Below are 24,804 nucleotides of genomic sequence, written 5' to 3'. Positions count from 1 at the left end.
AAGGAAACACCATGACTGTATACGCTTTGAACGGCCTGGGCCGCATGGGCAAGCTTGCCCTGAAACCGCTGCTGGAAAGTGGTGCGCAGATCGCCTGGATCAATGACGCTGTCGGCTCGCCCGAAATGCACGCCCACCTTCTGGAGTTCGACACGGTGCATGGCCGCTGGCAGGCGGGTTTCGGCTTTGATGACGGCGGCATCACCATCGACGGAACCCGCGTGCCGGTGCATTGCTCCCGCCGGATCGAGGATCTGCCGCTAGACGGTGTGGATGTGGTGATCGACTGCACCGGCGCTTTCAAGACCGAGGCCAAGCTGGCGCCGTATTTCGAGGCGGGTGTGAACAAGGTGGTGGTCTCAGCGCCCGTTAAGGACGGTGATGCGGCCAATATCGTTTATGGCGTTAATCACGAGATTTATGAGCCGCAGCGCCACCGCATCGTGACTGCGGCTAGCTGCACCACCAACTGCCTGGCTCCAGTGGTCAAGGTGCTGCACGAGGCATACGGCATCAAGCACGGCTCGATCACCACGATCCATAATGTGACCAACACCCAGACCATCGTCGACCGCCCTGCAAAGGACTTGCGCCGCGCGCGCTCGGCGCTGAATTCGCTGATCCCGACCACCACGGGCAGCGCCACAGCGATCACACTGATTTATCCGGAGCTGAAGGGCAAGCTGAACGGTCACGCGGTGCGGGTGCCGCTCTTAAATGCCTCGATCACCGATTGCGTGTTCGAACTGGAGCGCGAAACCACCGCCGAAGAGGTGAACGCCCTGTTCAAGGCGGCCGCCGAAGGCCCGCTGGCCGGGATCCTCGGCTATGAGGAGCGGCCGCTGGTGTCGGCGGATTACACCAATGACACGCGCTCCTCGATTGTGGATGCGCCCTCGACCATGGTGGTGAATGGCACCCAGGTGAAGGTCTATGCCTGGTACGACAATGAGATGGGTTATGCGCACCGGCTGGTGGATGTGGCCCGCATGGTCGGTGATAGCCTGTGACACCGCGCCCTGACACCAGCGCCGCGCCGCCCAGCGGGCTGGCGGCCTATGCGGCGGTGACGGCAGCCTACTGGGCCTTCATGCTGACCGACGGCGCGCTGCGGATGCTGGTGCTGTTGCATTTCCACACGCTGGGTTTCAGCCCGGTGCAGCTGGCCTATCTGTTTGTCCTGTACGAGGTTGCGGGCATGGCCACCAACCTGTCGGCGGGCTGGATCGCGGCCCGTTTCGGGCTGACCTCGACGCTCTATGCGGGCCTTGGCCTGCAGGTGGTGGCGCTGGTTGCGCTGGCGCAGCTGGATCCCGGCTGGCAGATCGCGACCTCGGTCGTCTTCGTGATGGGGGTGCAGGGGCTGTCGGGCGTGGCCAAGGATCTGGCCAAAATGGCCTCGAAATCCGCGGTCAAGCTGCTGGCGCCCAAGGAAGGCGACGGGCTGTTCCGCTGGGTCGCGCTGCTGACCGGCTCGAAGAACGCGGTCAAGGGGCTGGGCTTCCTGCTGGGGGCAGGGCTGCTGGCAACCGCGGGCTTTACTTGGGCGACGCTGGCCATGGCGGCGGTGCTGGCAGTGATCCTGGCCGCGGTTCTGCTGGCCATGCCCGCAGGCCTGCCGCGCGGGCGAAAGGGCGCCAAGTTCTCCGAGGTGTTCTCCAAATCCGCCAACATCAACTGGCTGTCGGCGGCACGGGTGTTCCTGTTCGGCGCCCGGGACGTCTGGTTCGTGGTCGGCATCCCGGTCTATTTCTATGCCGTACTTTCGGATGGCAGCGAAGCAAGCAACCGTGCGGCTTTTTTCCTGATCGGAACCTTCATGGCGGTCTGGATTATTTTTTACGGCGCCATACAGGCGTCCGCTCCGCGACTGCTGAAGGCTGCCGACCGCAGCGAGAGCGACCTGATCGCCGCCGCCCGTACTTGGGCTGCGGTGCTGGCCTTGGTGCCTGCCGTTCTGGCCGCCGCTGCAATGGTGGCAGGTGCGCCCGCTCTTTGGCTCACGGTGGTGCTGGTGGTCGGGCTTCTGGTCTTTGGCGGGCTGTTCGCGGTGAACTCATCGCTGCATTCCTATCTGATCCTCGCCTTCGCCAAGGATGAGCGGGTCACCATGGACGTGGGATTTTATTATATGGCCAATGCGGGCGGGCGCCTTGTCGGCACTGTGCTTTCCGGTCTGACGTACCAGCTTGGCGGCGTGCCCGCTTGCCTTGGCACCGCGGCAGCTATGGTGGCGCTCAGCGCGCTGGCCGTCGGGCGCCTGTCTTCGGGCACTGGAAAGGAAGCCCTGTCATGAGCATCTTCGAGAAATACCTTAGTGTCTGGGTGGCACTGGCCATGGTTTCGGGCATAGTCCTCGGCAATGCAGCGCCCGCGGTGGTTGATACTATCGCTTCGGCTGAGGTTGCCGGCGTCAACCTTGTGGTGGCGGTGCTAATCTGGGCCATGGTCTACCCGATGATGATCGGGGTGAACCCCTCCAGCCTTAAAGACGTGGCCCGCCAGCCCAAGGGGCTGGCCATTACGCTGGTTGTGAACTGGCTGGTCAAGCCCTTCTCCATGGCGGCGCTTGGCGTGCTGTTCTTCGAAGTGGTCTTTGCCCCTTACGTGCAGCCAGCCAATGCGCAGCAGTATATCGCCGGGCTGATCCTCCTGGGCGCCGCACCCTGCACCGCGATGGTCTTTGTCTGGTCGCAACTGACCAAGGGGGATGAAAGCTACACCCTGCTGCAGGTTTCGCTGAACGATCTCATCATGGTGTTTGCGTTTGCCCCGATCGTTGCCTTCCTGCTGGGGGTCACCGATATCCAAGTGCCCTGGAGCACGCTGATCCTGTCTGCGGTTCTTTTTGTTGTGCTGCCGCTGACGGCGGGGCTGTGGACGCGGAATCGTCTGGTCAGCGAGGCGCGGATTGCGGGATTTCTTTCCCGGGTCAAACCGCTGTCGGTTATCGGCCTTATCGCAACGGTAACGATTCTGTTCGGCCTTCAGGGAGGGGTGATCCTGGACCGCCCGGCGGTGATTGCCATGATCGCAGTGCCGATCCTGATCCAGAGCTATGGAATCTTCATTGTTGCCTATTGCGCGGCCTATGCCCTGCGGGTTCCGCACAAGATTGCGGCCCCCTGCGCCCTGATTGGTACCTCGAATTTCTTTGAATTGGCCGTGGCTGTGGCAATCAGCCTGTTCGGCCTCCATTCAGGTGCGGCGCTTGCAACAGTGGTGGGTGTCCTTGTCGAGGTGCCGGTCATGCTGACGCTGGTCGCTTTCGCAAACCGGACCCGCGGACGGTTCGACGTGGCACCGGCATCCCGGCGGCAGGCCTAAGGGACTTTCTGGCGGCGGCAGCGCATGACCTGATGAGCCGGTGCGGTTAACTGTCTCTGCTTTCCCCCATTGGATGCGGGGCTGCCGGCAAAAGCACCTCCAAACGGAGGGAGCAGTTGATGCGTCTTGCTTGCCCTGTTTACCCAATTCAGCCGCAGCGGATGCTGCTCCGGCCTGCGGGCTGACTGATTGCCTGCGTGTAACGCGCCTTGGCCTAGTGGGAACGCCTGGGCCGGAGAGATACCGGCCCAGGCAAAGGCTCAGGCGAAGCTGACGCCGTTCTCGCTCATTGGCAGCTCGGTGATACGCGGGCCGGACACCGCGATGGCATTGGCCAGCGCCGGGGCTGAGGGCGGGGTGCCGGGTTCGCCTACGCCGGTCGGGGCTTCGGCGGAAGGCACGATGTGCACTTCGATGGCGCCGATATCGCCGATGCGCAGCGGTTCGTAATCAGGGAAGTTGAATTGGTCTACCTCGCCGCCGGTCAAAGTGATCTGGTCGCGCATGGCATGTCCAATGCCATAGCCGATGCCGCCCTCCATCTGCGCCTTGATCACATCCGGGTTGACCGGGATGCCGCAATCCACGGCACAGGTGATCTTTTCGATCCTGACGCCCTCCTCGGCAGTGCCGGAGATCTCCACTACCTCGGCGACATAGGATCCGAAGCTCTTGTGCACCGCGATGCCCTGGCTGCGGCCTTCGGTGGCCTTGCCCCAGCCAGCCTTTTCGGCGGCCAGTTTTAGCACGGTTGCCAGACGGTCCTGATGCTTGCTGCCGCCTTCGAGCATGGCAAGCCGGTAGTTGACCGGATCGCGGCCGGCTATGCGGGCGGCCTCGTCGATCATGGTTTCCATCACATAGCCCGTGTGGGTGTGGCCGACCGAGCGCCACCACAGAACGGTGGTGGCCTTGGCGGTGTCGGTGAGGCCGACAAACATGCCCGGGATCCGGTAGTCGCTGTCCGCCACGCCTTCGACAGAGGTGGCGTCGACACCGTCATGCACAAGCACGGACTCAAAGAAGGTGCCTTTGAGGATCGACTGCGCTGCGATGCGGTGGTCCCAGCCGGTGATGCTGCCTTCGGCGTCGAGCCCGACACGAACGCGGTGCGCCACGGCGGGGCGGTAGTAGCCGCCGGTGATGTCATCCTCGCGCGACCAGACCAGTTTCACCGGCCGCGAACGGTCGGTCAGGGCAAAGGCCATTGCCGCCTCTGCCTGATAGTCCGAGGTCGGTGTGGCGCGGCGTCCGAAAGAACCGCCTGCCAGCATTGTATTGACGCGGATCTTTTCCTGCGGCAGCTGCAGGATTTCGGCCACGGCCATGTGCGGCACAGTTGGCATCTGGCAGCCGTCGTGCAGCAGCACTCCGCCGTCTTCGGTTGCTTCGATGGTGCAGGTCAGCGGCTCCATCGGCGCATGGGCCAACAGAGGGAAGTAGAATGTGCGGTCCAGGACCGTGTCTGCGCTGTCGATCAGCGCGGCGGTGGCGGCTTGATCGGCGCCGTTGACATTGTACTGGGGCGCACTGTTGACCGCGGCCAGCAGTTCCTCACGGATCTGGTCCGAGCTGCGGGTTTCGGCGGCCGAGAAATCCCAGTCGACCGACAGCGCTTCGCGGGCCTGGAAAGCGGCCCAGGTGTTTTCGGCATAGACGGCCACACCTGCCTTGTTCGGCAGAATGGCGGCGCGGATGAAGCCCTTGACTGACTTTGCACTGCTATCGTCAATGCCGGCCGCGGAGCCGCCCATGCGCGGGCTGCGGGCGATCACCACGACCATCTGGTTCGGCAGATGCACGTCCATCGCAAACTTCGCGCTGCCGTTAGTCTTGATCAATGAATCCTTGCGGCGCACAGCGGTATTGCCGATCAGCCGGAATTCTCCGGGCTCCTTCAGCCGCGGCTCTGCCGGGGCTTCCATCTGCGCTGCCGCGGCGACGAACTCGCCCATCGGGGCTGTGCGGCCTGCTCCCTTGATGATGCCATTCTCGATCACCAGAGCCGACGGATCAGTATCCCAGGATTGCGCGGCTGCAGCGATCAGCATTTCACGTGCAGCGGCACCGGCCTGGCGGTACTGCATGAATGAGTTGGCCATGGCAGTGGAGCCGCCGGTGCCCTGGAAGGGGCCGAAGGCCAGGTTGTTGAACAGTTGCGGGTCGGAGGGTGCGAATTCATATTGAACTTGCTCAAGCGCTGCCCCCAATTCCTCGGCGATCAGGGTACTGAGGCCTGTGGCCGGCCCCTGACCTGTCTCGAAGTGCTTGATGATGGCCGTGACGGTGCCGCTGGTGTCGATCCTGACAAAGGGGTTCAGCTGTGCGGGTGCTGCGCCCGCGGCCAGTGCACCATTGGGCCGGGCGCCAATGTAGAGGACAGCAGCAGCGGCGGCGGCGGACTTGAGGAAGCCGCGGCGGGAAGTGTTTACGGTCATATCAGGCCTCCATAATCTCGGATGCGCGCAGAATCGCGGCGCGGATGCGCTGGTAGGTGGCGCAGCGGCAGGCGTTGCCGTTCATATAGTCGTCGATCTCTTCTGCCGAGGGCTTGGGGTTTTCGCTGAGCAGGCCGACCGCAGACATGATCTGGCCCGACTGGCAATAGCCGCATTGCACAACGTCCAATTCGACCCAAGCAGCCTGCACCGCCTGGCCTATCCTGCTTTCAGAAATCTTTTCGATGGTTGTGATTTCGGCACCCTCGAGATCCTCGATATAGGTCTGGCACGACCGTACTGGCTCTCCGTTCAGATGCACGGTGCAGGCCCCGCAGGACGCCACGCCGCAACCGAACTTTGTGCCGGTGAGTTTCAGTTCGTCCCGGATCACCCACAGAAGCGGGGTTCCGGGTTCGGCTTCGACCTGATGCGTCTGGCCGTTGAGTTTCAAGGATATTGCCATGGCTGTGGAGTCTCCCCTTAGCTGGTTCGGTATCGGGCCGATCCGGAGGCGGTGCGGCTGTAACCAACGCGGTTGCTGCCGTGTCCGTGGCCCTGCTGATCGGGATGCGGCCAATATAGTAGCCGCGGCGCGGATCGCGTTGCCTGATCCTCCGAATGACTTGCCTGATCCTCCGGGTTGCAGGAGGCGGCCGGGAATTGCGCTGTATTGCGGGGCTCTGGCAGGGTAAGTATAGGCCATCGTCGCAAGCGGAGAAGGGAAACGTGCAGATGGTTCCGCAGCAGTTGATCACTGAAGTCTCGGAATTTGTCCGCCGCCGGAATGCCTTTGGTGAACCCTGCGAAACCGGCATCCCTGGCCTGCTGGCCTACTGTAACCCGCAGCGCACCACAATCGAGTCGCAGTTCTATGAACCTGTCATGTGTCTGGTGCTGCAGGGGGCCAAGGAGGCGCATGTGGGCGGCCGGACGATCCGCTATGGCGCCGGGGCCTCGCTGATTGTCAGCCATGCGCTGCCGGTCAGGGCAGGCGTGACCGAGGCCAGCCCCGCGGCGCCCTATGCCTCACTCGTGATGCAGATCGACATCGCCATCGTGCGCAGCCTGCATGATGAGATCGGGGGCAGCCAGCCGGCCGAGACGGGCCATGAAACGCTGAGCGTCGCCGAGGCGGATGCACCGCTGCTGGATGCCACCGCGCGATTGTTCCGGGCAGTGCAGGATCCGGTCGAGGCGCAGACGCTGACCCCGCTGATCCGCAAGGAGATCCATTTCCGCCTGCTGCGCGCCCGCCACGGCGGAATGCTGCGCCAGCTGCTGCAGCATGAAAGCCCGGCGAGCCGGATCTGCCGGGTGATCTCGCTGATCCGCGCTGACTGCAAGGCTCATCTCACGGTGGCTGCGATGGCCGCCGCCGCGGGGATGAGCCAATCGACTTTTCATGAACACTTCAAGGCACTGACCGCCACGACGCCGCTGCAGTATCAGAAGGAGCTGCGCCTGCTGGAGGCTCGCCGTCTGTTGCTGAGTGGCACCCCGGTCTCGGCGGCGGCCTATGACGTGGGCTATGAAAGTCCGGCCCAGTTCAGCCGGGAATACGCCCGGAAATTCGGGCTGCCGCCGCGGGAAGAGCGGTTGGGGGCTGCGCTGGCATCCTAGCCTCTTCCGCTTCAGGCGCCGGAGGCCGGAGTGCTGCTGTCAATGCACCTTGCGCGACAAGTGGCCGGAGGGTGCGCCAATAACCGCCCAGTGAGCTGTTCAGGCTGTCAGATGGGCTGGTCCGATCTTTAGATCGGATCATTCAGAACTTGGTCCGCCTGTAAATCAAAATCTGTGGGAAGGTTGCGGAGAGAATTGCAGCACATCTTCATTTTGTCGATGATTGCGATCCGTGCATGGGTAAACCTTTCAATCGGCCCGTCGGGAAAATGCTACAGTTTGCATCGGAGCTGCATCCTTGCGGTACGGAAAGCTTTCAACGCTCATCGACACCCCACCAGCGCATTGTCTGGCGGCAATGATGGTCGACAGCCCTTGCAACCTGTTCGGTGTCCTGGGCGCGCAGGGCAGCGATGATGGCAAGGTGCTCTTCCATCGCGCTAACAATGCGGTCGACCAGAAAGGCGCGGGCGGCCTGGATTACCGACAGGCGGTTCCGGTTGGCATCATAGACAGAGCGCAGGAAGGGGTTGTCCAGCCCGTTCGCCAGCAAGTCATGCAGGCTTAGGTCGGTTTGAAGCGCCTGTGCGGGCAGATCGCCGACGTTTCCCGATTGCGCCTGCTGCAGCATGTCCTCATGCGCGCCGCGAAGGCTATTGAGCGGCAGGGGTGTCCCGGCGCGGATCAGTCGGCAGGCGCCTTCTTTGTCGAGCAGAGCCCGCATGTCCAGGCAGGCGCGTGTAGTTTCCGGGCTGGCGTCCATCACCACGATGCCGCGTTTGGGCAGGATACTGACCAAAGACTGCGTCTCTGCCCGTTTGACTGCCTCCCGGGTGGCAGCAATCGGATACCCAAGCGATTCCACCAGCTGCGGCATGGTAATAAACTCATTGGCCCTGAGTGCGCCTTGCCGCAATGCGGCGATCAGCGCTTCAAAGGCCTGATCCGCTTGCAGCTCCTGTCCTGATCCGGTCGCGTCTTTCATGCTCAACCCTTTGAATACCATGTGAATCCGGAAGTCCTTCAAGAAATACAGATAGTATCTATTTGGATTCCCTGATTGTTCTCACCTTAAAATAGCTCCTAACATTTTACAGAAGATGTCAACAGACATTTAAATATGGCGGCAAGGGAGGAACACATGCCAACGCATCAACAGGAGATAGACACGGACCTGCAAAATGGTGAGATCAGAATGCCACATATCTACGTGATCCTTTTTGTGTTCACGGCGCTGGCTGCGCTGGCGACACACTTCATTCCAGCCGGCCTTTATGATCGGGTGACGCTGCCGAACGGGCGCAGCGCCATTGACCCGGACTCTTTCCGCTATGTCGAATCCAGCCCGGTGGGCTGGGAGCAATTTATGCTGGCCGTGCCGAACGGGCTGGCGAATGCCTCTACGGTGGTGTTCTTCACCTTCATTATTGGCGGCATGTTCATGGTGATCCGCCGCACTGGCGTGATCGACGTGGTGGTGGACAAGCTGACGCGGCGCTTTGCGGCGCGCAGTGTGATGATGATTCCGGCCCTGATGGTGATCTTTGCGGTGGTGGCTACCTTGATTGGCACCCAGGAACTGGCGCTGGTCTATGTGCCGGTCATCCTGCCCCTGATGATCGCGCTGCGATTTGACTCGATCACCGCGGTTGCCACTGCGCTGCTGGCGACAACGGCAGGATTTACCGCCGGAGTGCTGAACCCGATCAACACCGGGCTGGGCCAGACCATTGCCGAACTGCCGCTTTACTCCGGTGCCGGGCTGCGGTCTCTTCTGTTCATCTGCCTGTTGGGAGCCGGGATCGCCTATCTGATGCGTTATGCGCTTCGGGTGCAGAAAACGCCTGAAGCGAGCCTGCTGGCCGATGACCCCAAGGAAGCGGCCAAGCGTGATACTTACGTGCATGACCTGGAAGCTCCGACGATGCAATTCAGCACCCGCCAGGCCTGGGCCGGGGTCGCCGCACTGATGTTCTTCGGTCTGATGGTCTGGGGTGTGCTGACCCGCGGCTGGTTCATGATGGAAATGGCCGGCCTGTTCGTGCTGATGGGCGCGACTGTGGGGCTGATTGCCGGGCTGACGCCAGGCAAAATCTGCGATGCCTTCAACGAAGGATTCCGCGATGTGCTGGTGGGCGCCATCATTGTCGGTCTCGCGCGCGCTGTTGCGGTGATGCTGGAGCAGGGCCAGGTGATGGATACGCTGGTGCATGGATTGGGCAATCTGGTCGGGGACTTTCCCAGCTCGGTTTCCGCGGTCGGCATGTTCCTGTCGCAGCTCGGGTTTAACTTCGTGGTGCCGTCGGGCAGCGGCCAGGCCCTGGTTACCATGCCGATCATGGCGCCAGTGTCGGATCTGATCGGTGTTACCCGCCAGAATGCGGTGCTGGCCTATCAGCTGGGCGACGGTCTTTCGAACATCCTGTACCCTACCTCCGGCTACTTCATGGCAACACTGGCCCTGGCCGGAGTATCCTGGGACCGCTGGGTGCGCTTCTTTCTACCGCTGTTCGCCATCTGGGTAGCGATCGCCGCAGTATTCCTGATCTACGCGCAAGCGGTGAACTGGACTGGCTGAGTCAAAGGCGGAAAACGACGAAGGAAGAACGGCGGCCGCATATCGGCCGCCGTTTTGTTTTGGCCTCTGCGTTGAGCTTAAAATCAAGGTCCGCACGCTGCGAGTTGCACGCCAGAGTTGACCCGCTTTGCAGTATGCCCCTCCTCGAACGGATGCGATATGTTCCAGGTGAGAACGAGCGCCCTGATCCGGCACTTCGGTAGCCAAGGCACTCATTTTTTCCTTAGCGTTACCTGCGCGTGCAGGATCAGTCTTTCAAATGCTAAGCGGCAGAGAAGTTGCAAGAGTGCTTGCATTGCAGCAGTGATAACGCCGAAGCACGATACAGTGCGATGGCGGTTGGCATATGCGGGCCATCAATTCGAACGGATGGCGTCAAAAATCTTGACTATGCCGGGGGAAACAGAATGCACAATTGGAACGATCTCAGATTCCTGATTGCAGTGGCAAACGAGGGTTCGACCTTGGCTGCGGCGCGAAAGCTGGGTGTCGATCAGACTACAGTTGCCCGACGTATCGGCGCTCTTGAACGGGCATTGGGTGTTGCGCTGTTCGAGAGGAGGGCAGAGGGTTACACGCTGACTCAGCGGGGTCGCGACGCTCTGGCACTGGCCAGCCGCGTTGAAGGCGAAGCTCGCGCGCTTGAGGAGGCAGCCGGCGAATGGCGGCGCAGCGTCACTGGTCTGTTGCGCGTAATCACGACGGAAGCCCTCGCAGTGGGGGTTGTCGCCCCGCTGGTTGCGGAGATTCGCAAGACCTGGCCGGAACTAAACGTCGAGCTGCTGGCAGACGATCGCAGGCTGGATTTACGCGCAGGCGAAGCGGATATTGCAATCCGGCTCGGCGATATTGCCCCGGAACCCGAACTCGCCGGACGGCGCCTCGGCGACAGCCATTGGGCACTCTTCTGTTCGATGATCTATGCGGAACGGAACGGCTTACCGGAGACGCCGACCGATCTGGCGGAGCATCCGGTTATTGCGGGCGGCGGTGCGATGACGCAACTTCCGGCGCACCGGTGGCTGGCCGAACTGGCGCCAGATGCTCCGGTAGCGCTGCGCTGCAACACGGTTCAAAATCTTGCCGCGGCGGTGCGCTCGGGCAACGGCATTGCGCCATTGCCGGTTTTCCTTGCTGGCGGTGATCCATCGTTTGTGCGCTGTCTGCCAGCGCTTTCAATGAGCGCCCCGATCTGGCTGTTGTACCGCTCCGGGCAGCGCAATGAGCCGCATCTGCGGGTGTTCGTCGACGCCGTATCGGAGCGGTTTTTGTCGATGCGAAGCCGGTTTGCCGGCGCTTAGGCCTATTCGGCCGTCATTCGGGCGGGGGCAGCCGCGGGGGCTGGAAAGCCGAGCTGACGCGCTTGCGCAGCCCCGTCCCGTGCCCCCAGCGACTGGCGATCTTTCCGTTCGAAATCTCGAACCACTCGATGGCTACGAGTTCGTAGGTCCAGCCGGTCGGCTCGGTGAAGCCAAGAAACGGTGCTGTCCAGCATCCCTGCTCGCAGTACCGCACCGCAACATGGTTGCCGTCGGCAATTATTTCCTGCACGTCGAGGTGCATGTTCAGCCCGTCATGCAATTGCTTCCAGATGGGCAGTGCAAAATCCAACCCGCCTGATCCCGTAACCCCTTGGATGCGCGCATCCGACGCAAACTGCGCGAGCAGCCGCTTCCAATCGCCGGCGTTCATCGCGTCGACGTAGTCCAGAACCACAGCCTTGCACAGCTCGTTTCTTGTCATTTCTGAATTTCCCTCTGAATTCGCAGCGGTCGTAGCGCCTGCTGGCGTCTGCATACGATCAGAAACTTTGCCGCGGGAGGCGCGATGTTGCAGCCGGATCCTGCAAAGTTGCAGAAGCTCGCCGGCGGTGCTGAATGGCAGGTTCGGATCGATTGCAAGCGTCATTGGACTCAGTTCACCGGCAGAATTCTTCCGCCGTGCTGCCGTTCCAGGTTCGTAAGGCCGTAGGAAAAACAAATGCCAGTTTGCGATATTGCAGCGCGTCGTGCAGGCCGCAGAAGAAAGGCGCTAGATCGCTGGCGACCGGCCGCACTGGCTTATGTCTGCTTGGCCGGGATTTTGGGCGGACCCGCAATTTCATACATGGGAGCGCGGCGACCGATGGTCGGCACATTGCGCGACGCAATGCCTGGATGGTTTCAGTCCGGATGCTTCCCTTCCAGCATACAGACGCCCCGGGCTCTCTGATTGTTGAAATCCAGCCGTTTTTAAAGCGAAGCAGCCGCGCGGCTGGCCTGGTCGTAGTGGCCTGAAAGTGAGCGCAGGCTTCGGGCTATCTCGCGCAGGTCATTGCCCGGCAGCTCGGCGCCGGCCAGTCCGTCCAGCAGGCACTGCCGGCGGACGTCCCGGTAAGCGGAGCAGACAGCTGCACCCTCGGCGGAGGTGCGGTAAAACACTTCCTTGCCGCGCTTCTCGGAGTCCAGCAAACCGGCCTTGAGCAGCTTGCGCAGCCCGTAGTTCACGGTGTGGTTGTCCTCGATGTTCAGCAGGAAGCAGATGTCGGAAAGGCGCTTGTCCTTGCCGCGGTGGTTGACGTTGTGCAGGATCAAGATTTCCAGCGGGCTGAGGTCGGGCTGCCCTGCTGCGGCCATGCAGCGCGTGGTCCAGCGTGAAAACGCGTTAAAGGCGACGATCAGCCCGTATTCCAGTTCCGACATTTCCCAGCCTTCGCCCTCTGCCAAGTGACGGGAGGAGACGATTCGGCGGCCGTCGGGTTGATTAGAAGCCATCAGTTGACCCTGTTTTGTTGATAAAACCCCGGTGTTTTATCTGCGTTTGAGCATAGAAATGCAAAGTATCAGAGAGATCAAGCGGGCTGAGGGCTACATTTGCATAACGTTGACAAATTATCAGTGTTATGGTTACAAAGTGGCAATAAACCGCATTGGGAGGAAAAAATGCAGATGAAGAATATGCTGGGCGGCGCGGCCGTTTTGATTGCCGGGCTGTCGGCTTCGGTGCAGGCGGCGACCTGGGACATGCCGACGCCTTATCCGGACGCCACGTTCCACACCAAGAACATCGTCGAGTTTGCCGGTGACGTTGCCGAGGCGACCGAGGGCGGGCTGGAGATCAAGGTCCATTCGGCCGGATCGCTGTTCAAGCACCCGGAAATCAGCAAGGCCGTGCGCAGCGGCCAGGTGCCCGCGGGCGAATTCTTCCTGTCGCTCTTGGCCAATGACAACCCGGCGTTCGGCGCCGACTCGCTACCGTTCCTGGCGACCAGCTATGAAGAGGCCGAGCGGCTGTGGGCGGCGCAGAAGGATGTGATCGACGGGCTGCTGGACGAGCAGGGGCTGATGGCGCTCTATGCCGTGCCGTGGCCGCCGCAGGGTCTGTACACCACCAAGGAAATCAACAGCGTCGAGGATCTGGCGGGTCTGAAGTTCCGCACCTACAACGCGACGCTGGAGCAGTTCGCCAACCTGGCGGGCGCTGCGCCGACCCAGGTTGAGGTGCCAGACATTCCGCAGGCCTTCAGCACCGGCCGGGTCGAGGCGATGATCACCTCGCCCTCCACCGGGGTGAACTCCAAGGCCTGGGACTTCCTGACCCATTACACCGATATTCAGGCTTGGATCCCGAAGAACATCGTGGTGGTGAACAAGCGCGCGTTCCGCCGTCTGGACGAAGCGACCCAGACCGCCATTCTGGAAGCCGCGGCTGAGGCCGAGGCGCGTGGCTGGGAGATGAGCCGGGCCGAGACCAGCAGCCAGATCGAAGTGCTGAAGGAAAACGGCATCACCGTGTCGGAGCCGTCGGAAGAGCTGATGGAAGGCCTGCGCGCGATTGGCGCCGTGATGCTGGAAAACTGGAAAGGCGAGGCCGGGGAGGCCGGTGCCACCCTGCTGAACGCCTACCAGCAGTAACATGACCTTGACCGGACGCCGCGGGCGGCGTCCGGTCTCCTGGGGAGGAGGAGCAGCCATGCGGGTTGTGCTTGATTTCATCTACCGTGCGGCCGGCGGGCTGGCAGCACTGTTTATCGTGGCCATTGTGGCGCTGGTCTTTGCACAGGTGTGCCTGAACCTCGCTGACAAGATCGCGGTGGCGCTGACCGGAACCGGAGTGGGGCTGACGATCCCGTCTTATGCGGATTTCACCGGCTTTTTCCTGGCGGCTTCGACCTTTCTGGCGCTGGCCTATGCGCTGCGCGCGGGCGGCCATATCCGGGTGACGCTGCTGACCAACCGGCTGCCTGCTGCCGCGCATCGCGCAACGGAACTGTGCGTGACCCTGCTGGCGCTGGTGATGAGCGGCTATGCCACCTGGTACATGGGGCTGCTGCTGCTGGAGTCGCTGGAGTTCGGCGACCGCAGCGCGGGCATGGTGTCAGTGCCGCTGTGGCTGCCGCAGGCGCCGGTGGCGCTTGGCCTTGCGATCCTTACCCTGGCGCTGGCGGACGAGCTGGTCTCGATGCTGCGCGGTGCGCTGCCCTCCTGGGAGGGCAAGGGCGAAAATCTTCTGAGCGAATAGGGGATCATCATGTCGGTTGCCGCGCTTTCCATCATTCTTCTGGTCCTTCTGTTCCTGTTCCTGGGCGCCGGCCTGTGGGTGGCCTTTGCGCTGCTGGGCGTGGGCATCGCCGCCATGGCGCTGTTCACCGAGGCGCCGCTGGGGCTGGTGATGGCCACCACCATGTGGGGCCACAGCAACTCCTGGGCCTTGGCGGCGCTGCCGCTGTTCATCTGGATGGGCGAGATCCTGTTTCGCTCGCGCCTGTCGGAGGACATGTTCACCGGGCTGTCGCCCTGGATGAACCGGCTGCCCGGGCAGCTGCTGCATGTGAACGTCTTTGCCTGCGGCATCTTTGCCGCGGTGTCGGGATCGTCTGCGGCCACCGCTGCCACCATCGGCAAGCTGTCGATCCCGGAGCTGGCGCGGCGCGGCTATCCCGAAAAATTGGTGATCGGCACGCTGGCCGGTTCCGCCACGCTGGGGCTGCTGATCCCGCCGTCGATCATCCTGATCGTCTATGGCGTGGCGACCGAGCAATCCATCGCCCGGCTGTTTGTCGCGGGCGTGCTGCCCGGCGTGCTGCTGGTCGGCCTGTTCGTGGGCTATGTGGTGGTCTGGGCGCTGCTCAATCGCAGCCAGCTGCCCACTGAGGACATTGCCGCCACCTTCCGCGAGAAGCTGAAGCGCGCCCGCAGGCTGCTGCCGGTGGTGCTGCTGATCGGCGGGGTGATCGGCTCGATCTATGCGGGGATTGCCTCGCCCACCGATGCTGCAGCTGTTGGCGTGGTGCTGGCGCTGCTGCTCTCGTGGCAGAGCGGCTCGCTGACCCGGCAGAGCTTTACCGAGGGGCTGATGGGGGCGACGATCACCTCCTGCATGATCGCCTTTATCCTGGCGGGGGCGTCGTTCCTGACCGTGGCGATGGGGTTCACCGGCATTCCGCGCATCCTGGCGGAGTGGATCGGCTCCTTGAACCTCTCCACCTTCACCCTGCTGGCGGCGCTGACCATCTTCTTTGTGATCATGGGCTGCTTCCTCGACGGGATCTCGGTTGTGGTGCTGACCGCCTCGGTGATCATGCCGATGGTGCTGGAGGCGGGCATTGATCCCTTGTGGTTTGGCATCTTCCTGGTGATCGTGGTGGAGATGTCGCAGATCACGCCGCCGGTCGGTTTCAACCTGTTTGTGCTGCAGTCGCTGACCGGGCGGGACATTCTGACCGTGGCCAAGGCGGCGCTGCCGTTCTTCTTCCTGATGGTGGTGGCGCTGGTGCTGATCGTGCTGTTCCCGTCCATCGTGACCTTCCTGCCGGAGCAGATGTGATGGCTGAGGTGAGCGCAGCAAATCCTGGCCCCGAAATCCGCACGGTGGGGGTGGACGGGATGCTGGTGAGCTTTGGCAGCCGCCTGAGCGAGTCGGCCAACCGCGCCGCCCTGGCGTTCCGTGCGGCACTGGCCGGGGAAAGCTGGGACGGGGTCGAGGAAGTCTCTACCTCGCTGGTGTCGGCCTATGTGCGGTTTGATTTGCGGCATCTGGACCATGCGGCGCTGCGGGTGCGGCTGGGGGCGCTGCTGGCGCAGAGCGACTGGTACGCGGCGGAGCTGCCCGGCCAGCGCCGCCTGTGGCGCATCCCGGCAGTGTTCGGCACCGAGCTGGCGCCGCAGCTGCCGCAGGCTGCAGAAGCCGCGGGGATGACAGAGGCAGAGGCGGTGGCCTCGCTGTCGGCGGCGCGGGTGCGGGTGCAGACCATCGGTTTTGCCCCCGGCCAGCCCTATCTGGGCGAGCTGCCGGAGGCCTGGGACATTCCGCGCCAAACCCAGCTGACCACGCGCATTCCCGAAGGTGCGCTGGCGGTGGCGATCCGGCAGCTGGTGCTGTTCTCGGTGGCGACGCCGACCGGCTGGATGCACGCAGGCCAGACCGCGGTGCGGCTGTTCCGCCCGGATGCGGAGGAGCCGTTCCTGCTGCGCCCTGGCGATGAAGTGCAATTCACCCCGGTTACGCCGGAAGAGCTGCAAGGCTTGCGGCGCGATCCGCTGGGCGGCGCCAAGGCGGAGGATCTGTCATGACCGGCACGTTGACTGTCCTGCGCGCAGGGCCAGGGGTGACGGTTCAGGACCTCGGCCGCCCGGGCTGGCTGGAATACGGGGTGTCACGCGGCGGCGCTGCCGACCGGCTGGCGCTGGCCGAGGGCGCGGCGCTGCTTGGGCAGGGCGCGGATCTGGCAGCGGTCGAGATGGCCGGCATGGGCGGCGAGTTTCAGGCGGATAGCGATCTGCGCATCGCCCTGACCGGCGCGCCGATGCGGGCGAGCATCGACGGTGCCGCCGTGGCCTGGAACGCCAGCCACCTGCTGCCCGCGGGGGCGCGGCTGGTGATCGGCGCGGCGCAGAGCGGCAGCTATGGCTATCTGCACGTCGGCGGCGGCATCCAGACGCCGGAGCATCTGGGCGCGCGCTCGGCGCATCTGGCGGCGGGCATCGGAGCGCCGCTGGCCGAAGGCGACGTGCTGGAAACCGGCCCTGACAGCGGCCGCACCACCGGGCTAGGGCTGGCGCCGGACGACCGGTTCGAGGGCGGCACCGTGCGGGTTGTGGCGAGCCTGCAGACTTCGCTGTTCCCGCAAGCTGAACTGGCGCGGTTCGAGCGGACGGCCTTCCGCCGCAGTGCCCGCGGCAACCGGATGGGCGTGCCGGTGGAGAGCGATGGCGAGGGCTTCCGCCCCGACGGCGCGCGCACGGTGGTGTCGGAGGTGATTACGCCCGGCGACATCCAGGTGACCGGCGACGGCACGCCCTATGTGCTGCTGGCGGAGAGCCAGACCACCGGCGGCTATCCCCGGATCGGCACGGTGCTGCCTTGCGACCTGCCGCTGCTGGCGCAGGCGGCGGCGGGGGCGGAGCTGCACTTCCGTTTCATTCCGCTGGAGGAGGCGGTAGAGCTGGAGCGGGCCGAAGCGGAGCGGCGCGAGGGGCTGCGCGGCCAATGCTATCCTTTGATCCGGGATCCGCGCACCATGACGAACCTGCTGTCCTATCAGCTGATCAGCGGCGCGATTGCCGGTGAAGAAGATGTCTTGTGAGGAGATGACATGACCCGAACTGTCGATCTGAATGCCGATATGGGCGAAAGCTTTGGTGCCTGGAGCCTCGGCGATGATGCCGGGCTGCTGGATATCGTGACCTCGGCCAATATCGCCTGCGGTTATCACGCGGGCGACCCGGATGTGATGGCCGCGACGATGAAAAACGCGGTGGCCAAGGGTACCGGCATCGGCGCGCATCCAGGTTTTCCTGACCTGCAGGGCTTTGGCCGCCGCCGCATGTCGGTGCCCAATGCGACGCTGGCCAATATGGTGCGCTACCAGCTAGGCGCGGCGCAGGCGATGGCGCGTGCTGCCGGAGGTGAAGTGCGGCACCTGAAGCTGCACGGGGCGCTGGCCAACATGGCCTCGGAGGACGCGGAGATGGCGCGGGCCTGCTATCAGGCGGCCTTGTCGGTGGACCCGGAAATCATCGTGATGGTGCTGGCGGGCACCGCGCAGCAGCAGGCGGCGCAGGAACTGGGCTGCAGGACGGCGTGTGAGATCTTTGCCGACCGCGCCTATAACGACGATGCGACGCTGGTGGACCGCAGTCTGCCCGGGGCGGTGATCCATGATCCGGCAGAGGCCGGGCGGCGGATGGTGGAGATGGTGCGCGAAGGCGCCATCATCACCGCCAGCGGCAAGCGCATCCCGGCGCGGATCGACACCATTTGCCTGCATGGCGACACGCCGACGGCGGTGGCCATCGCTTCTGAGGTTAAGAGCGCGCTGCAGGACGACGGTGTAAATCTGGAAAAATTCGGCGGGTCTGTATTGTAGGTTTCCGGACTGGGCCAGCAAAGCCCGTTGTTTACCGGCGGGCCTAAGCTTGCTCCCCGGTTTGGCGGCGATACAGGCTTGCCGGTTCGCCGTTGACGGTAGTGGCAGTTCAAATCCGCGATTCCGGCAGGGCAGGCGCAGCTGCCTTGGCGGGCCGGTCGTCACACGCTGAAGTCAGGACAGAAATACGCAAGCCAAGATGCCGTGGATCTGCGCAGGCCGCTGCTTCGCACTCAAGATGACGGGTTGAAAAAGTTTTTGGCAAAAGCGGTAAAAGCCTGGGTGATTGGCCGCTTGAGCGCCGCACTGCGATGCGCCATAGCGATTTGATGCCGCGGGGGGCGGCCTGCAAGGGGTACCCGGATCACCGGACTTCCATCATAACACCGTCCATCCGGCAGGTCGGTCGCCAGAAGGCCGACGCCAAATCCATTAGCTACCATTGACCGCAGCATTTCGATTGAGCTCGTTTCATGCGCGACCCGTACTGGAAAGCGGGCGTTTTGCAGCAGCGACAGGAAATATCCGCGACTGTGGGGCAGGTTCATCAGAATGACCGGCTCCTGCGCCAGGTCTTCGGCGCTGACGCTGGTCTGCCGTGCCAGCCTGTGCCCTTGCTGTAGCAAAGCATAGGGCTCCGCGGCGATCAGAGGCGTTATGACGACATCAGACGGAATGCCGAAATCGTACATCAGTGCCAAGTCTATGCGGCCTTCGGTGAGCCAGTCGAACAGCGTTTGCAGATCACCTTCGAGGAGGCAGACTTTGGCGCCGGGCCGGGCGTTTAGAAAGCCGCGCACCAACCGCGGCGCATAGCGCGGTCCAAGAGTTGAAAAAACACCCAGGTTCAGAAACTCCGGTGTGCCCTCACCGCCGCACAGCATCCAGCGTGCCTGTTTCTCCAACTCGCGCAGCTGTGCAACCTTGTGCTGCCCGAACGGGGTCAGCTCCATCCCGCGCCCGGGGATGCGGATAAACAGCTTCTGTCCAAACACTTCCTCGCAGCGGGCAATGGCTAGCGAAACCGAGGGCTGAGAAGTGTTCAGCGCGCGGCTTGCCGCGGCGGTACTGCCGGTGTCCGCGACCGCCAGCAGGATTTCAACCTGGCGGAAGTTCAATGGTATATTCAATTTTGTATACCCATCATGTGTATCCTGTATTTCTGTTTATATCATGCCGGACGCTATCCTCCAGCAAGCAATTGATGGTGAGTACATGATGGAAGATGACAAAACGGCAGGCCGCAGGCCGCTGGAGGGGATCCGGGTGCTGGACTTTTCCCGGGTTCTGGCCGGGCCCTATTGCACGGCGCTGATGGCCGATCTGGGCGCCGAGGTGATCAAGGTTGAACCCCCCGCTGGCGATGACTACCGCCACATCGGCCCATTCAGGGGCGGCGACAGCCTGCTGTTCCAATCGGTGAACCGCGGCAAGAAATCCGTCGTTCTGGATCTGAAATCCGAGGACGGCGCGGCGGCGGCGCGGGCGCTGGCGGCGGAGTGCGACGTGCTGGTCGAAAACTTCCGCCCCGGTGTGATGGAGCGGTTCGGGCTGGGTGCGGAGAATCTGTGCGCGGCCTGTCCCCGGCTGGTCTATGTGTCTGTGTCCGGGTTCGGCCAGACAGGCCCGAACCGGATGCTGCCGGCCTATGACATCATCATCCAGGCGATGAGTGGGCTGATGGATATGACCGGTGCCGAAGATGGCCCGCCGATGATGGCGGGAGATGCCTTTGCCGACGTTGCCGGCGGCATGTTCGCGGCCTTTGGCACGATGGTGGCGCTGTTCGACCGCGCCCGCAGCGGCCGGGGGCGGCATGTCGATCTGGCGCTTTACGACTCGCTGGTGTCGATGATGCCGGTGGCGGCGTGCCGGGCGCTGATGGCCGGTGAGACGCCGAAGCGCACCGGCAGCAAGCACGCGCTGTCGGCGCCGTTTGGAACCTATGGGGCCAAGGACGGCAGTTTCACCGTTGCAGTGCTGAATGACCGGCTGTTTGCCAAGTTCGCGGCGGCCATCGGCATGCCGGAACTGGCAGGTGATCCGCGTTTCGCCAGCGACAGCCTGCGGCGGCAGAATGAGCCGGCGCTGGCGCAGCATATCGAGAGCTGGGCCGCGGTCCGGGACGTGCAGAGCGTCGCCGCGCTGCTTTCCGAGGAGGGCATCCCGGCCGCGCCGCTGAGTTCGGTGCCGGAGGCCTGGGCGTCGCCGCAGGCACAGGCGCGGGAGCTGGCAACGCCCGTCACCCACCCTGCGCTCGGCACGCTGAGCGTGCCGGAGCAGCCGGTTCATTTCAGCGGTGCGCCGCGCGGCGGCCGTCAGGCAGCCCCGGAACTGGGGGCGCACACGGATGAAATCCTGCAGCAGCTGCAGAAAGGAGAGGCCAAATGAGCGGTGATCTGAACAGTGAAGAACAGGCCGTCATCGGCCAGATCGAGCGGTTTTCGAACGAGGTGCTGGCGCCTGCCGCTGCCGCGATCGATGCCGAGGGGACATTTGCAACCCTGCACTGCCCGGCGCTGGCGGAGATGGGCATCATGGGGATGAACCTGCCCGAAGCCTACGGCGGCATTGGCCTCAGCGGTCCTGCGCTCTATTGCGCGGTGGAGGCCATCGCCGGCGCCTGCGGCTCAACTGCGTCGATGCTGACGGCGCATTTTCTGGCCACGGACTCGCTGCTGCTGGGCGCGGATGAGGCGTTGAAGCAGCGGCTGCTGCCGGCCGCCGCGTCGGGCGAGGCGCTGGGGGCTTTTGCCTTGACCGAGCCGATGGCCGGCTCCAACCCGGCCGACATGCGCACCACCGCCACCCGCGACGGGGACGGCTACCGGCTGAAAGGTTCCAAATGCTTCATCTCGAACGCGGGCGGCGCGGATTTCATCGTGGTCTATGCCAAGACCGACAGCAGCGCAGGCGCGCGCGGGGTCAGTGCCTTTGTGGTGGAGCCGGGCAAGACGGACGGGGTGGAGATCGGCAGGCACGAGGAAACCATGGGGCTGCGCGGCGGCCATGTGTTCCCGGTCTCCCTTGACTGCCATGTGCCCGCGGCAAGCCGGCTGGGCGACGAAGGCACCGGATTCCGCACCGCGATGAAGGTGCTGGACAACGGCCGGATTGAGGTCGCGGCGCAGGCGACCGGCATTGCCCGCGCGGCACTGGATGCGGCGGTGTCCTATGCCAGGGAACGCGAGGTCGGCGGCCAGCCGATCAGCAATTTCCAGGGGCTGCAATGGATGCTGGCCGACAGTGCCACTGAACTGGCGGCGGCGCGGGCTCTGGGCCTGCAAGCCGCCCGCAAGCGCGGCACCGGTGAGCGCTATTCCTCGGACTCGGCCTTTGCCAAGCTTTATGCCAGCGAGGCAGCCTGGCGCATTGCCGACCGGGCGCTGCAGATCCACGGCGGCTATGGCTATACCCGTGACTTCCCGCTGGAACGCTACCTGCGCGACTTGCGGATCTTCCGGATCTACGAGGGGTCTTCGGAAATCCAGCGCACCATCATCGCCCGAGACATGCTGAGTTAATCGCCCGGCGGCTCCCAACCTGTGGGCTTCAGACGTGCATACCTTCTTACCGGCATCTTCCCGGACTACCCTGACCATCCGCCTCGCTTACTTTGCGGGCAGCGGTCATGAGTGTCGTCGTTTGGGTTATACATGGTAATTCTGGTAAGTTTCCTGACTTTTCGGTCGCGATGCATTGATGACAGCGATGGATTATGCGCTGGACACGGATTGAAATGCCTGGGAAATTTACTCTATCAGCAAACAAGGGAGCAGGTGCGGTGCAGTTCTGGTCGCGAAAGACGGCCGCCTGTATGCACTCTTTTCCGGTGAATTAGCGTATGCGTTGAGTTCTTTGCGTTGTGCTACGAAACGGCGCGGTAACTTGAGGCCTCATTTGTCATTATGCTGGAACGCAGGGGTTAGGCTGTTACTTCTTTCCCAGCTAACACAAACGAAACGCGCAATTGGGTGCGTCGCATCGAAACTTTCCTTTATTCACCGCGTCCGGCGTGTCGCTCTGCGGAAGCGGTGCGACTTTCTGCGGCGTCGCGGCGGGTACTGTGCCTTACTTCCCGAAGAATTTTGTCCGCGGGCTGGTGATCTGGCTGTCGGCGACTGCCCCCTCATGCAGGTGCCCGCGGGGCCGCCGGCAGTGGGTCAGATGGGACCGCGCGGTTCCTGCTGGGAGCGGGTGGGGTACAGCGCTCTCGCATACAGTTTTAGTACAGATGGGCAAGGCCCACGGGAACACTGACAGCCCCGAAAGGCTTTGACCGCAAAAAGGGCGACCCGCCGCTTTCGCCGATTGGATGGGGGCCGCAGAACACCGGATAGGACAAAAAACGGCGGCATGTTGGTACGCATCGTGAAGATGGGTATCATCAGGGGCTGGACATCGTTTAAGACGGATCACTCTGGAGGGCGGAGCAGGAGAACGCGCGTATATTGCTGAGGGGCTTGGCCGGAACTGGCAGTAAGGCGCCTTCGCTGCTGCTGAAAACGCACGGTGCGCTGTTCTGCTGCCACTCTCTAGTGCACATCATTCTGCTTGAAGATGCCGTCGAAGAAGGCTGACAGAGCAGCGACGCCGTCAAGCGGCAGGATGTGGGCCACATATTGGTCGGGCCGCACAACGATCATGCAGCCCTGCGCGCGGTCAATGCCGCGCATCGCGTAGATGTCTTGGCCCAGCATGTGGTCGGTGCAGAAGATCTTCTCGAAGTCGTGCAGCCCGTAGCGTCCCTTGGCCGGGCGCAGCAGGGGCGGCATGTCTTCGAAGTTCAGCGCCTTGAAATCCTGCTGGAAGATGGCGCGCAGGTCGATCAGTGCGTCCAAGTCCTCGTCCGCGCGGGTGTAGCGCCGGACCGGGGAAGCGGGATGGCTGTTCAGATAGGCGCAAAGTTTATGTATCGCGCCGCCCGAGGTTCCATTGTCATCCCTTCCGGCAAATGCGTAGATGCGCCAGCGCCCGTCTGCCTCGGCAGCATGGCCCAGCTGCATGGGCTTGGCATCCGCCAGCCGCAGGACCGGGGCCGAGTGAAAGCGCTTGCCGATGATCAGGCCCGTCGCAAGCGGCTGCTGCGCTTCCTTGGCGATGATCCGCGAAGGCTCGTAGCGGACGGCAAGACCGCCGGTGAATTCCAGGTTTTCGATGAACTGCTTCTGAAAGCGTGGCATTTCGCTGCCGTCCAGCTCGGATTGGCTGGGTGGCGCGCTCATTATGCGGGCCCATTTGTGATCGGTCTCGATAAGGCGTTCGGCCTCCAGCCGGCGCTCGGCAGAGTAGCTGTGCAGCAGCTCCGGGTCCGAACGGCCGGTCAGGACATGGGCCAGCTTCCAGCCGAGGTTGAAGGTATCGCCCATGGACACGTTCATGCCCTGGCCAGCCTTGGGGCTGTGGGTGTGGCAGGCGTCTCCGGCCGTGAAGACGCGCGGCGCGCGGCGGGCGGTCTCATCCGCGGGCACGTCGTCGAACTTGTCCGTGAGCCGGTGGCCGATCTCGTAGACCGACCACCAGACCACCTCCTTCACGTCAATGGCGTAGGGAGTCATGATCCGGTTTGCCGCGGCGATGATGTCGGCGGCGGTGAGGTTTCGGTTTGACACCCGCTCATCCGGGTTGAGCTTGTCGAGTTCGACATACATGCGGAACAGATAGCCGCCCTCGCGCGGGATGATGAGGATGTTGCCCTCTTTCGCGGACTGGATCAGGCACTTGCGACGCAGGTCCGGGAATTCGGAGTTCGCCAGAACGTCCATCACCCCCCAGGCCTGATGCGCCGCATCGCCGTGCAGCTTGCCGCCGATTGCACTGCGCACGGTGCTGCGGGCGCCGTCGCAGCCGACGACGTAATTGGCGCGCACGGTAACGGTGCCGTCTGCGCTGCCGTCCCCGGCCATGTGTTCCAGGGTCACGGTGACGGGGTGGTTGCTGGCGGCGGAGTCGATCTCAAGGTTCTTGACGCGGAGACCGTAATGCGGCTGCAGGCGGGTCGGCGCGTTCTTCATCACGTTGAGGAACAGCTGGTGGATCCGGGCCTGGTTGACGATTGTATGGGGCATCTCGGACTGGTCATCGGCCACGTCCTGGGCCAAGCCGACACGGTGGATATGGTCCGGGTTGCCAGGCATCGGTTTCCAGAACGCCGCCTGGTTTACCCAATAGGCCTCGCGTTTCACCTTCTCGGCAAAACCGAAGGCCTGGAACATCTCCATCGAGCGGACGTTGACGCCGTCGGCCTGGCCTTTTTCCATCGGCCCGTGCTTCGGCTCAACTATCATCGTCGCGATTTCCGGGAAACCGGCCAGCTGTGCGGCAAGGCACAGCCCCGCGGGACCGCAGCCGGCAATCAGCACATCGACTTTTCGCGGGACTTCGCGGGCCTTCCGGGGGGCACCTTCAAGTCCGGGTGCCGGCGGTTTGACATCGGGATCGCCGGGGCTGAAACCGTCAAGGTAGTACTGCATGGCCAACTCCCTGTTTCC

21 protein-coding genes are annotated in these 24,804 nt (G+C 63.3%); 14 read left to right on the top strand and 7 right to left on the bottom strand.

Annotation, left to right across the window (positions count from 1 at the left end):
* Nucleotides 1-11: 11 nt before the first annotated feature.
* The 3 genes from KUV26_RS17460 to arsB are packed head-to-tail and all read left to right on the top strand — an operon-like array spanning nucleotide 12 to nucleotide 3,327.
* On the top strand, nucleotides 12-1,010 hold the full coding sequence (locus tag KUV26_RS17460; RefSeq protein ID WP_222509306.1) for an ArsJ-associated glyceraldehyde-3-phosphate dehydrogenase: 999 nt from the start codon (nucleotides 12-14) through the stop codon (nucleotides 1,008-1,010).
* A complete protein-coding gene (gene arsJ, locus KUV26_RS17455; protein ID WP_222509305.1) occupies nucleotides 1,007-2,296 on the top strand; it encodes an organoarsenical effux MFS transporter ArsJ in 1,290 nt (429 codons plus the stop codon). Before KUV26_RS17460 ends, arsJ begins: the two co-directional genes overlap by 4 nt.
* Nucleotides 2,293-3,327 carry an ACR3 family arsenite efflux transporter gene (gene arsB, locus KUV26_RS17450; protein ID WP_222509304.1) on the top strand — a complete coding sequence of 345 codons (1,035 nt, stop codon included), beginning with the start codon at nucleotides 2,293-2,295 and terminating at the stop codon, nucleotides 3,325-3,327. Before arsJ ends, arsB begins: the two co-directional genes overlap by 4 nt.
* 260 nt (nucleotides 3,328-3,587) lie before the next feature.
* On the opposite strand, the gene KUV26_RS17445 is transcribed toward arsB, so the two are convergent.
* Complete coding sequence (locus tag KUV26_RS17445; protein ID WP_222509303.1) at nucleotides 3,588-5,765, bottom strand: xanthine dehydrogenase family protein molybdopterin-binding subunit; 2,178 nt, start codon at nucleotides 5,763-5,765, stop codon at nucleotides 3,588-3,590.
* Between the two features lies 1 nt (nucleotide 5,766).
* Nucleotides 5,767-6,231 carry a (2Fe-2S)-binding protein gene (locus tag KUV26_RS17440; RefSeq protein ID WP_222505351.1) on the bottom strand — a complete coding sequence of 155 codons (465 nt, stop codon included), beginning with the start codon at nucleotides 6,229-6,231 and terminating at the stop codon, nucleotides 5,767-5,769.
* A gap of 269 nt (nucleotides 6,232-6,500) precedes the next feature.
* On the opposite strand from KUV26_RS17440, the gene KUV26_RS17435 reads away from it, so the two are divergent.
* On the top strand, nucleotides 6,501-7,388 hold the full coding sequence (locus tag KUV26_RS17435; protein WP_222509408.1) for an AraC family transcriptional regulator: 888 nt from the start codon (nucleotides 6,501-6,503) through the stop codon (nucleotides 7,386-7,388).
* A 316-nt stretch (nucleotides 7,389-7,704) separates the two neighbouring features.
* On the opposite strand, the gene KUV26_RS17430 is transcribed toward KUV26_RS17435, so the two are convergent.
* A complete protein-coding gene (locus tag KUV26_RS17430) occupies nucleotides 7,705-8,373 on the bottom strand; it encodes a GntR family transcriptional regulator (RefSeq protein ID WP_222505352.1) in 669 nt (222 codons plus the stop codon).
* 210 nt (nucleotides 8,374-8,583) lie between these two features.
* Here KUV26_RS17430 and KUV26_RS17425 point away from each other — a divergent pair, with 210 nt between their 5' ends.
* Both KUV26_RS17425 and KUV26_RS17420 read left to right on the top strand, forming a co-directional pair.
* Nucleotides 8,584-9,966 carry a YfcC family protein gene (locus tag KUV26_RS17425; RefSeq protein WP_261399961.1) on the top strand — a complete coding sequence of 461 codons (1,383 nt, stop codon included), beginning with the start codon at nucleotides 8,584-8,586 and terminating at the stop codon, nucleotides 9,964-9,966.
* A 407-nt stretch (nucleotides 9,967-10,373) separates the two neighbouring features.
* A complete protein-coding gene (locus KUV26_RS17420) occupies nucleotides 10,374-11,267 on the top strand; it encodes a LysR family transcriptional regulator (protein ID WP_222509301.1) in 894 nt (297 codons plus the stop codon).
* 13 nt (nucleotides 11,268-11,280) lie between these two features.
* On the opposite strand, the gene KUV26_RS17415 is transcribed toward KUV26_RS17420, so the two are convergent.
* Both KUV26_RS17415 and KUV26_RS17410 read right to left on the bottom strand, forming a co-directional pair.
* Nucleotides 11,281-11,874, bottom strand: coding sequence for an ester cyclase (locus KUV26_RS17415; protein WP_222509300.1), 594 nt, complete (start codon nucleotides 11,872-11,874; stop codon nucleotides 11,281-11,283).
* Between the two features lie 323 nt (nucleotides 11,875-12,197).
* Entirely contained in the window at nucleotides 12,198-12,719 is a 522-nt protein-coding gene (locus KUV26_RS17410) for a winged helix DNA-binding protein (protein ID WP_222509299.1), read from the bottom strand.
* 168 nt (nucleotides 12,720-12,887) lie between these two features.
* Here KUV26_RS17410 and KUV26_RS17405 point away from each other — a divergent pair, with 168 nt between their 5' ends.
* From KUV26_RS17405 to KUV26_RS17380, 6 genes are read left to right on the top strand one after another with little or no spacing between them, the layout of a single operon-like run.
* Nucleotides 12,888-13,859 carry a TRAP transporter substrate-binding protein gene (locus KUV26_RS17405; RefSeq protein ID WP_222509298.1) on the top strand — a complete coding sequence of 324 codons (972 nt, stop codon included), beginning with the start codon at nucleotides 12,888-12,890 and terminating at the stop codon, nucleotides 13,857-13,859.
* A gap of 58 nt (nucleotides 13,860-13,917) precedes the next feature.
* The gene (locus KUV26_RS17400) at nucleotides 13,918-14,466 is read left to right on the top strand and encodes a TRAP transporter small permease (RefSeq protein WP_222509297.1); all 549 of its coding nucleotides are present in this window, start codon (nucleotides 13,918-13,920) and stop codon (nucleotides 14,464-14,466) included.
* Nucleotides 14,467-14,475: 9 nt separating this feature from the next.
* Complete coding sequence (locus tag KUV26_RS17395; RefSeq protein ID WP_222509296.1) at nucleotides 14,476-15,771, top strand: TRAP transporter large permease; 1,296 nt, start codon at nucleotides 14,476-14,478, stop codon at nucleotides 15,769-15,771.
* On the top strand, nucleotides 15,771-16,517 hold the full coding sequence (locus KUV26_RS17390; protein ID WP_222509295.1) for a 5-oxoprolinase subunit B family protein: 747 nt from the start codon (nucleotides 15,771-15,773) through the stop codon (nucleotides 16,515-16,517). The genes KUV26_RS17395 and KUV26_RS17390 overlap by 1 nt, the downstream gene beginning before the upstream one ends.
* Nucleotides 16,514-17,530, top strand: a complete 1,017-nt coding sequence (locus KUV26_RS17385; protein WP_222509294.1) for a biotin-dependent carboxyltransferase family protein — start codon at nucleotides 16,514-16,516, stop codon at nucleotides 17,528-17,530. The genes KUV26_RS17390 and KUV26_RS17385 overlap by 4 nt, the downstream gene beginning before the upstream one ends.
* 9 nt (nucleotides 17,531-17,539) lie before the next feature.
* On the top strand, nucleotides 17,540-18,313 hold the full coding sequence (locus KUV26_RS17380) for a LamB/YcsF family protein (RefSeq protein ID WP_222509293.1): 774 nt from the start codon (nucleotides 17,540-17,542) through the stop codon (nucleotides 18,311-18,313).
* A 233-nt stretch (nucleotides 18,314-18,546) separates the two neighbouring features.
* On the opposite strand, the gene KUV26_RS17375 is transcribed toward KUV26_RS17380, so the two are convergent.
* Nucleotides 18,547-19,431, bottom strand: coding sequence for a LysR family transcriptional regulator (locus tag KUV26_RS17375; protein ID WP_261399960.1), 885 nt, complete (start codon nucleotides 19,429-19,431; stop codon nucleotides 18,547-18,549).
* A gap of 100 nt (nucleotides 19,432-19,531) precedes the next feature.
* Here KUV26_RS17375 and KUV26_RS17370 point away from each other — a divergent pair, with 100 nt between their 5' ends.
* Together KUV26_RS17370 and KUV26_RS17365 are read left to right on the top strand one after the other, a co-directional pair.
* Nucleotides 19,532-20,704: a CaiB/BaiF CoA transferase family protein gene (locus KUV26_RS17370; RefSeq protein WP_261399959.1), complete on the top strand. Its 1,173-nt coding sequence runs from the start codon at nucleotides 19,532-19,534 to the stop codon at nucleotides 20,702-20,704.
* Entirely contained in the window at nucleotides 20,701-21,837 is a 1,137-nt protein-coding gene (locus KUV26_RS17365) for an acyl-CoA dehydrogenase family protein (protein ID WP_222509290.1), read from the top strand. Before KUV26_RS17370 ends, KUV26_RS17365 begins: the two co-directional genes overlap by 4 nt.
* Before the next feature lie 1,011 nt (nucleotides 21,838-22,848).
* On the opposite strand, the gene KUV26_RS17360 is transcribed toward KUV26_RS17365, so the two are convergent.
* Nucleotides 22,849-24,786, bottom strand: coding sequence for an FAD-dependent monooxygenase (locus tag KUV26_RS17360; protein ID WP_222509289.1), 1,938 nt, complete (start codon nucleotides 24,784-24,786; stop codon nucleotides 22,849-22,851).
* Between the last annotated feature and the right edge of the window lie 18 nt (nucleotides 24,787-24,804).

It is taken from the genome of Leisingera daeponensis, assembly GCF_019801465.1.
GTDB lineage: Bacteria > Pseudomonadota > Alphaproteobacteria > Rhodobacterales > Rhodobacteraceae > Leisingera > Leisingera daeponensis_A.
The sequence above is the reverse complement of the archived record's forward strand: the minus strand, read 5'-3'. Positions and strand labels throughout refer to the sequence as shown.

What these genes read in the sequence shown, in the direction of transcription:
- KUV26_RS17410 (WP_222509299.1), bottom strand. Translation starts at nt 12,719, where the DNA reads ATGGCTTCTAATCAACCCGACGGCCGCCGAATCGTCTCCTCCCGTCAC.
- KUV26_RS17415 (WP_222509300.1), bottom strand. Translation starts at nt 11,874, where the DNA reads ATGACGCTTGCAATCGATCCGAACCTGCCATTCAGCACCGCCGGCGAG.
- KUV26_RS17400 (WP_222509297.1), top strand. Translation starts at nt 13,918, where the DNA reads ATGCGGGTTGTGCTTGATTTCATCTACCGTGCGGCCGGCGGGCTGGCA.
- arsB (WP_222509304.1), top strand. Translation starts at nt 2,293, where the DNA reads ATGAGCATCTTCGAGAAATACCTTAGTGTCTGGGTGGCACTGGCCATG.
- KUV26_RS17405 (WP_222509298.1), top strand. Translation starts at nt 12,888, where the DNA reads ATGCAGATGAAGAATATGCTGGGCGGCGCGGCCGTTTTGATTGCCGGG.
- KUV26_RS17390 (WP_222509295.1), top strand. Translation starts at nt 15,771, where the DNA reads ATGGCTGAGGTGAGCGCAGCAAATCCTGGCCCCGAAATCCGCACGGTG.
- KUV26_RS17440 (WP_222505351.1), bottom strand. Translation starts at nt 6,231, where the DNA reads ATGGCAATATCCTTGAAACTCAACGGCCAGACGCATCAGGTCGAAGCC.
- KUV26_RS17395 (WP_222509296.1), top strand. Translation starts at nt 14,476, where the DNA reads ATGTCGGTTGCCGCGCTTTCCATCATTCTTCTGGTCCTTCTGTTCCTG.
- KUV26_RS17460 (WP_222509306.1), top strand. Translation starts at nt 12, where the DNA reads ATGACTGTATACGCTTTGAACGGCCTGGGCCGCATGGGCAAGCTTGCC.
- KUV26_RS17430 (WP_222505352.1), bottom strand. Translation starts at nt 8,373, where the DNA reads ATGAAAGACGCGACCGGATCAGGACAGGAGCTGCAAGCGGATCAGGCC.
- KUV26_RS17385 (WP_222509294.1), top strand. Translation starts at nt 16,514, where the DNA reads ATGACCGGCACGTTGACTGTCCTGCGCGCAGGGCCAGGGGTGACGGTT.
- KUV26_RS17445 (WP_222509303.1), bottom strand. Translation starts at nt 5,765, where the DNA reads ATGACCGTAAACACTTCCCGCCGCGGCTTCCTCAAGTCCGCCGCCGCC.
- KUV26_RS17420 (WP_222509301.1), top strand. Translation starts at nt 10,374, where the DNA reads ATGCACAATTGGAACGATCTCAGATTCCTGATTGCAGTGGCAAACGAG.
- KUV26_RS17425 (WP_261399961.1), top strand. Translation starts at nt 8,584, where the DNA reads ATGCCACATATCTACGTGATCCTTTTTGTGTTCACGGCGCTGGCTGCG.
- KUV26_RS17370 (WP_261399959.1), top strand. Translation starts at nt 19,532, where the DNA reads ATGGAAGATGACAAAACGGCAGGCCGCAGGCCGCTGGAGGGGATCCGG.
- KUV26_RS17360 (WP_222509289.1), bottom strand. Translation starts at nt 24,786, where the DNA reads ATGCAGTACTACCTTGACGGTTTCAGCCCCGGCGATCCCGATGTCAAA.
- KUV26_RS17380 (WP_222509293.1), top strand. Translation starts at nt 17,540, where the DNA reads ATGACCCGAACTGTCGATCTGAATGCCGATATGGGCGAAAGCTTTGGT.
- KUV26_RS17435 (WP_222509408.1), top strand. Translation starts at nt 6,501, where the DNA reads ATGGTTCCGCAGCAGTTGATCACTGAAGTCTCGGAATTTGTCCGCCGC.
- KUV26_RS17365 (WP_222509290.1), top strand. Translation starts at nt 20,701, where the DNA reads ATGAGCGGTGATCTGAACAGTGAAGAACAGGCCGTCATCGGCCAGATC.